Here is a 6,691-nt window from a genome sequence, read left to right on the forward strand (position 1 = left end):
GCCTCACGCCCTACGAATACATCTGCAAAACCTGGACATCAGAGCCCGATAGATTCATCCTCGACCCGATCCACCAGATGCCGGGACTGAACACCTAGGGTTGGGTTGTCAGGGGTGAGCCTAGCCCCATGCTGCGGGTGCGACCGTCCAACGTGAACCGAAATTCCCAAGACTTCGTGCCCCACTTCGACACTTGCAGGTAAAGCCCTTCGGACACCAACAGTCCTCCTTCCACGGTCGGCCATTCTTGCGTATCGGGATGATAGCGGTGCCACCGCGTGCGATGATGGCGCTGTGGCGGCGGCGTGTATCGTAGGCGCCATCAGCGGTCACGGTGCCGATGTCTTCGACTTCGGGTATCTGGTCCAGCAGGTCGGGGCTGTCGCCTTCCCGACTTGGAGTGCACTCGACCGCACGGATGTCGGATGTGGCGGGGTCCATGGCCAGATGGACCTTGCGCCATTGGCAGTGGCTCTTAACATCATGCTTCCGGGCTTGCCACTCGCCATCGCCGAGGAACTTGATGCCGGTGCTGTCCACGAGCAGGTTCAGCGGCCCGCCGGCACGGCGATACGGGATCTGCACCTTCAGGGCCTTCTGCCTGCGGCACAGGGGCGAATAGTCCGCCACGGGCCAGTCCAGCCCCGCCAGCTGCAACAGGCTGGCGCCCGGGGCAGCCTTCATGCGGCGCGTGCCAGGCCATCTCATTGTCCAGCCAGATCAGCAACGACCCGCGCTTGCGGAGCACAGCGTCGTAGGCGGACCGGTTCGTCGTGCGGTAACGGGCGGGCTTGGGCTTGCTCATGCCATCCATCTAACCGCATTGATTCGTGATGTGAATCCTTCACGGTCAGAGTTCCGCAACGACGCCACCTAGCAGCCTGAGCGTGGACATTAAGATCTTCCTACCGCTGCAATGCTGCTCGTTGCAGTAAATTCTGAAATCAAGGTTGTTTTTATGAAAACGCGTTCTGCAGCTAAAGAAACGATCCATCTATATTGGTGCAACGGATTTCGCAAGGTTTCTTTCGATCTCCAATGAGTTGATACAGCATCAAGAAATTCGGACAATATATGAGGCAGAAAATTTGTAGGCCTGTTGGCGAATCCTGGTTCAGACAAGCTGCGCTGCGGCAGCGCATCTAGGTTCAGATCATATGTCTGGATCTTCAATGCCTGGTCGCCCCTCGTGCCACCACATCCGTCTCCAGCCGCAGCGCCGCTCGCCACAACGGCGTCTTAGTGAACGTGCTCTCCGGCGTCCGAAGCAACCCCTTGGCTCGGTTTTCTTGCAGCAATCCTGTCCTGAATCAGCCAGCCGTTTGTTGCCGCCGCTCGACCGCTTCCCTGGCGATTGTGCTAGGTCGCCCGTATTATTTCCACTATGCTGGTTTAAGCCACAACGGGATTCTTCCCGTTCACAAAAACTGAACACCGTTCGCAACGGGTACCAACTGTTGGATTGGGAACAGTAGGGTGGTTTCTAACTATTGATCACTTTTCAAAAGGAGATACAGCGTGATCACGGACCATGCCGCCCTGCCTTCTCCCAAACTTCCGTGGAAAAACTGGTCAGGAAACTTGATCCACAATCCCCCCAACGACGGGGCGGATTACTATGCCTACCCTACCACCAAGGCAGACCTGCAATCGGTGCTGTCCAGGGCCGTGAAAACCGGCGTTCCGGTCCGCGTGTCGGGTCAGCGCCATTCGCAACCGCCACTGGTCGCCGCTGACAACCGCTCCGCCTGGCCCAACACCAAACTGACGACCTTCCTGATCGACATGTCGTGCTACCGCGACATCTATCCGGACGGCATCATGTTGGGCCCGGGCCCCAATCAGGTAACCGTCAATCCTGGCGTGCGCGAAGACAATGTCGACACGTTCCTGACCGCCAACAACCTGATGTTCAAAACCGCCACCGCCGGCGGGTTTTTCAGCATCGGCGGGATGACGGCGGTGGATGTGCACGGCGCCACGGTGGCGCAACCGATCTTTGCCGAAACCGCATCGGCCTTCACAATCATGGGGCCGGACGGCACCGAAACCACCATCGACGCCGATTCCCCCGCCGAAAACGGCTGGCATCCGCTGCAATTCGTCCGTGTGTCGTTGGGGGGGCTTGGCATCGTGACGCGGATCACGCTCGACGTCGCGCCCCGTCCCTGTGCCACGTCGCTAAAAGGCGCCACGCGCAGGTTTCTGGCAGCTGACAAGTCAAGCTTTGTCGCCGCGCTGAAACCGATGCTGAGCGGCCCGACGAAATCCGACCGGATGGAAGTGTTCTATACCCCCTACGCCGCCAAGGTCGGGATCAATAACTTCCTAGCCCTTACTTGGGACGAGGTCGCCAATCCTACCCCCAGGACGCCAAACCAGCCAGTCGGCTCTGCCTCGCCCTGCGCGCTGGCCGACAAGGGCGATTTCGGCGCGCCGTTCATGACTGGACTTGCGGAATGGGGGGTTCAATACGTACGAGCCTCGCAGCTTTACAACGACCCTTACAACGTATTCGAATTTCCGCCGGTGCCGACTTCGGGCTTTGTTGCCATCGGACTGGACGATATCGAAAAGCAGGCCAAGGCCGCAAATGCAAAATTCTCCGACCTGTGGCTGGCGGAGGCATCGCAGGTCATGTTCATGTCCTATTTTGTCGAATTGCCCGACCTGGCCGACGTCGGGCTTGGCATGGTCTGGGACGGTCTGAACGCCGCAGGGTCCATCGTGGCCCAGAATGGTCCGTTCCACCTGGCCGCGCCGATGGAATTCCGGTTCATCAGGGGTGGCGATTCTGCGATGTCGGGCACCTACACCACCACGCCCGGCGCCACTTTCGTCAATCTCGATCTGATCGGATTTATCGAGGCTGTTCCTTCCGCCTCCTACCCTGCACCGCTGCTGAAATATTTTGCGGATGTGGAGCGGATATGGGTGGCCATGGGGGGATTTCCCCACAATGGCAAGATGTACGGTTTTTACGATCCCGCGGGCGCTGCGGGCAGTTTCACCGGCGCGTTCAATCCGGCCTTCATCGCCGATCTGGCAAAACGGCGCGGCGAACGGTTGCAAGCCTATGCCGCCTATCGCAAGTCCGTCGACCCGAATGGGGTTTTCCTGAATCCCTACCTCGCCAGCCTGATCGGGGCCTGAGCAACACCCCCCACACACGGCCTCACGGCCGCAAGGCCCGGTGCGGGCGGCGCCACTCGGTGGTTGCCCTGAAATGTAGAAAGGCCCGCCCCACCGGGGTGGGGCGGGCGCAACGTCAGACCAAGACACAGATCTTCGGGATGTTTACGGGCATTGATTGCGATGCCAAGAAATTTCTTAGCCACTCTGCGGTCCGCCGATCGCCCGGCGCACGTTTGGCCCCACAACGCCTCAACAAAGATGGGACCAGACGTCACCGCCTGCTCCCCCAAGTCACACCGAAAGACCTACTCTGTCGGCGGTGGCAGTTCACCCTCGGTGTTGTGCTTTTCAAGCGCCATCATGCCCTCTTCCGTCGGGGTGACCGGCAGTGCGTTTATCATTTCAAGGTTCGCCGCCCCCGGCATTTCGCAATGCACGTTCAGAGTCGTGCCCCAGGCGTTATAGGATACTGAGTTGGTATTTGACGACTGATAGACCCCCGGCGCCGGCGTACAGCTCACCTTGCTGGACCCCAGGACCGCTGACACCACAACCTCGTAGGGCGCGCCGTCCACCATGCCGTCCACCGGCAACGGGATGCACCGCGTTTGGCCGATCGGAAAGCTTGACGACCAGGTAAAGCCACCGGCGAACTTGACGGCCATCCAGGCGGCATACCCGGCCCCGACCTGCAGATTGACGCAGGCGGCCGACTGAGCGGCGGCAGGCTGGGAACCGGCGACGCCCAGTGCGAGAACGGCACCGGCCAGCGCGGGCTTCAGGCATGACTTCGACATAACGATAGAGCGTATCATCAAGTTCCCCCTTTGTTCTGAGATTTGCGTTGATGCAGCACCTCGCCACAGTTCAAGCCTAAGCTCGAACCCTCTTTCTCACAACGATTCGTGCCATCTCAGGTTGACGATCGTAGCTCCCAAGCGCCCCGTGAGGTTGTGACTCGAACGTGGTGGAAATTGCCGGGCGGCGTAATCTCCCGGGTGCTCTTGAGCCCTGTCCGGGGGCTGCAACGGCAACGGACTTGTAACTTCACGTCTGGAAATTCGTTTGGCGCGGGTGCCTTGAGCCTTTGCCGGGGCATGCCCCGGCAGGGGCGATCCATTCCGGTATTCCATGGAGTTGTGAAACCAACCGTGGAGGCGGACGAATGGACAGGCGGCAGAATACGATGGTCGAGGCCCTTCTGGAACATCGGATCGAACATGGGCCTACAGCCTCGAGGAAGCCGTTGGTCGGGGCCATGGTTCAGTTCGATCGCACCGGGGATACGGCCAACCATGCTTCTGGAAGTGGTTGGATGCTCGGGCCTTACTTTGCAGCAAAGCTTGCGGGGCAGCCCTTCTCTGTCGAAGGACGTCTGCCGGGCCGCACGCGTGTCGGCCTCGGTGATGTCGTCGGCATGGGCGCGCCACCTTCCACGTTCCCGCGACGATCTCGGGTTGGCGGAACACGGCGCGGAGCTGGTCAGTAACGGCAGCCTCGATCTCGCCTGCGGGGAAACGACCCACCGGGCACGACCCGGCACCGTGCTTCAGTATGGTCTGGCTCACGTAGTAGCGGCAGAGCCTGTCGCCCTTGCGGGTGTGGATCGGCGAGAACGCGGCGCCATCGGGCCCGAACAGTAACCCCTTCAGCAGCGCGGGCGTGTCAGAGCGGGTGATCGGTCCAACGCCCGGCATGGTCTGCAGCCGCCGTGGCATCTCCGCGTCGTTCGAAAGGGCGGTGATCTTCGCTTTCACCGCTTCGGTGCGCTGCTTGACGAGCTGCTCGCGCGTCCGGAACGCGACGGCACGGGCCTGCTGTTCCTGGGTCTTGCGCATGGTCGGTCGCAGCGCCGCTTCGACGATCGCTTCCGCGTCGGCCGCATCGTTTTTCTGCCGCTTCAGAAACGGTTTGACGTAAGGCGGCGCGATCAGTCGGACGCTGTGCCTGTGGGCGGACAATTCCCGCGCCCAGTGATGCGTGCTGGGACACGCCTCCATCGCCACCTCGCATGCCGGATGATCCGCCATGAACCGCGCGAATTTCAGTCGCGACAGCTTCGTGCGGAAAACGACCGCCCCGTCCGCCGCCGCTCCGTGCAACTGGAACACGTTCTTTGCCAGAGCGACCCCGATGATGCTCACTGCTGCCATGGATGCCCTCTCCTTCAGCTTGTGCTTCGACACCACGAGTACGGCGCATCGCGATGCCGTCGGGGGAGAGCGGCATCCACCCCATATCCATTTCAACTCCTTGTTTTTATTATATAACAATCTTTTCGTCCTCGGTCCTTTGGCTCATCACTCGCGCGTAGCCCACTTCCCATGCCGCCGTCACGCGATCCGACCCGTTGGGCAGGACCGAAAACTTCGGGCTATCCTGCCAACGGCCAGATCAATGGGATGACAAGCACAGTCACTGCACCGATGAGTATGTTCATCGGCACACCGATCCTCACGAAGTCGAGGAACCGATAGCCGCCAGCACTATAGACGAGCGTGTTCGTCTGGTACCCGACCGAAACAGGAAAGTGGCAGAGACCCGCGACTGCACCTAAGATGGGTCGATGACGAATCTTGTCGCACTTTGGCGCGGTGAATTGCCACTCCGTGACGCCTTCTGGACATGGGCAGTGATCGTCGGCCTTCTGGTCAACGTGGTGACGAGTGTGCTTTTCCTGATCCTGATCATGCAGGATCTGGCATGGGCGGCACTGCTCATCGGTTATGGAGTATCGCTCCCCTACAATGCCGTGGCGACCGTTGGCGTATGGCGCGCTGCCGTCCATTACGGTGGCCCGGCCATCCATGCCGATCTCGCCCGCGGCGCGACGGTTCTGCTGATGGCGGCGTTGAGCCTGACCTGATTGAAGAGAATCCGTCGAATAGCGACATGCGCGCGCTTGCTGCCGCATGACAGCGTCATCGGCCAGCAACTCAGCAACCGCCGAGCCTTCGGGGAGCCGGGACAGATCCTCGGCCGCCCGCGTCAGGATCGCCTCGAACTCGGCGTCGGGCATGCGCACGAAACCCTCGGATCGGGGTGGTGTCTGTAAGCCGGCGTTCGACCTGCTCGACCGTTGTCGGGACGACCTGCTCCGACCGCACCTCCACGGCCGTCCGCTGTGCGGATGACACTGGCGATGGCATCGGGCGTGAGGTTGCTGAAAAGCGTGCCATCAGTCACCCTGCTGCGCCTTTTCTCAAGGTCGAAAAGTTCCTTGCTGACAGCAATGTATCCATGCTGTTCATAGAATTGCGACAGATCCCGTAGCCCCGAGCAACATGCCGCCCGTGCCGCAGGCAGGGTCGTCGATGCTTATGCGCCCGAGGGCGCGGCGCGCTGGCGCGAAGCCGCCTGATGCGCGTGCGGCGGCAGCCGCAGGTTTCAGCCAAGGCCGCCGCTTGCCGCATTCAGGCCCGCATGCAGGCCCGCATGCAGGAAGGGCGGCCCCTTGCCGGGGGCCGCCCTTCGTCATGTCGTCGCGGGTCGGGCCTGTGGTCTCAGGCGGCCGTCTTGGCGGCCGAACCGGCTTTTTCCGCGACCTCTTTACCCA

At 61.1% G+C, this 6,691-nt stretch carries 3 protein-coding genes and 3 pseudogenes; 2 read left to right on the forward strand and 4 right to left on the reverse strand.

Translation table 11 applies throughout. The annotated features are described in order from the left end of the window. Nucleotides 1-219 precede the first annotated feature (219 nt). Nucleotides 220-805, reverse strand: a pseudogene (locus tag L1965_RS15790) (IS5 family transposase); the annotation flags it as partial. Nucleotides 806-1,518: 713 nt separating this feature from the next. Between L1965_RS15790 and L1965_RS15795 the strand changes: the two are divergent. Then, nucleotides 1,519-3,153, forward strand: coding sequence for a D-arabinono-1,4-lactone oxidase (locus L1965_RS15795; protein WP_235757391.1), 1,635 nt, complete (start codon nt 1,519-1,521; stop codon nt 3,151-3,153). Nucleotides 3,154-3,440: 287 nt separating this feature from the next. Here the strand turns inward: L1965_RS15795 and L1965_RS15800 are convergent, their stop codons facing one another. The 3 genes and pseudogenes from L1965_RS15800 to L1965_RS15810 form a co-directional block, all read right to left on the reverse strand. Further along, entirely contained in the window at nt 3,441-3,932 is a 492-nt protein-coding gene (locus L1965_RS15800) for a hypothetical protein (RefSeq protein WP_235757392.1), read from the reverse strand. A gap of 578 nt (nt 3,933-4,510) precedes the next feature. Further along, nucleotides 4,511-4,811: pseudogene (locus tag L1965_RS15805) on the reverse strand (recombinase zinc ribbon domain-containing protein); the annotation flags it as partial. 72 nt (nt 4,812-4,883) lie between these two features. Next, nucleotides 4,884-5,288 (reverse strand): annotated as a pseudogene (locus tag L1965_RS15810) (IS110 family transposase); the annotation flags it as partial. 413 nt (nt 5,289-5,701) lie between these two features. Between L1965_RS15810 and L1965_RS15815 the strand changes: the two are divergent. Beyond that, nucleotides 5,702-6,001 (forward strand): hypothetical protein, encoded by a 300-nt coding sequence (locus L1965_RS15815; protein ID WP_235757393.1) that lies wholly within the window; start codon nt 5,702-5,704, stop codon nt 5,999-6,001. The last annotated feature ends 690 nt before the right edge of the window (nt 6,002-6,691 follow it).

Source organism: Paracoccus salsus (assembly GCF_021556615.1).
Classification (GTDB): Bacteria; Pseudomonadota; Alphaproteobacteria; order Rhodobacterales; family Rhodobacteraceae; genus Paracoccus; species Paracoccus salsus.

Coding starts and splice junctions, on each gene's coding strand:
- L1965_RS15815 (WP_235757393.1), top strand. CDS start 5,702: ATGACGAATCTTGTCGCACTTTGGCGCGGTGAATTGCCACTCCGTGAC.
- L1965_RS15800 (WP_235757392.1), bottom strand. CDS start 3,932: ATGTCGAAGTCATGCCTGAAGCCCGCGCTGGCCGGTGCCGTTCTCGCA.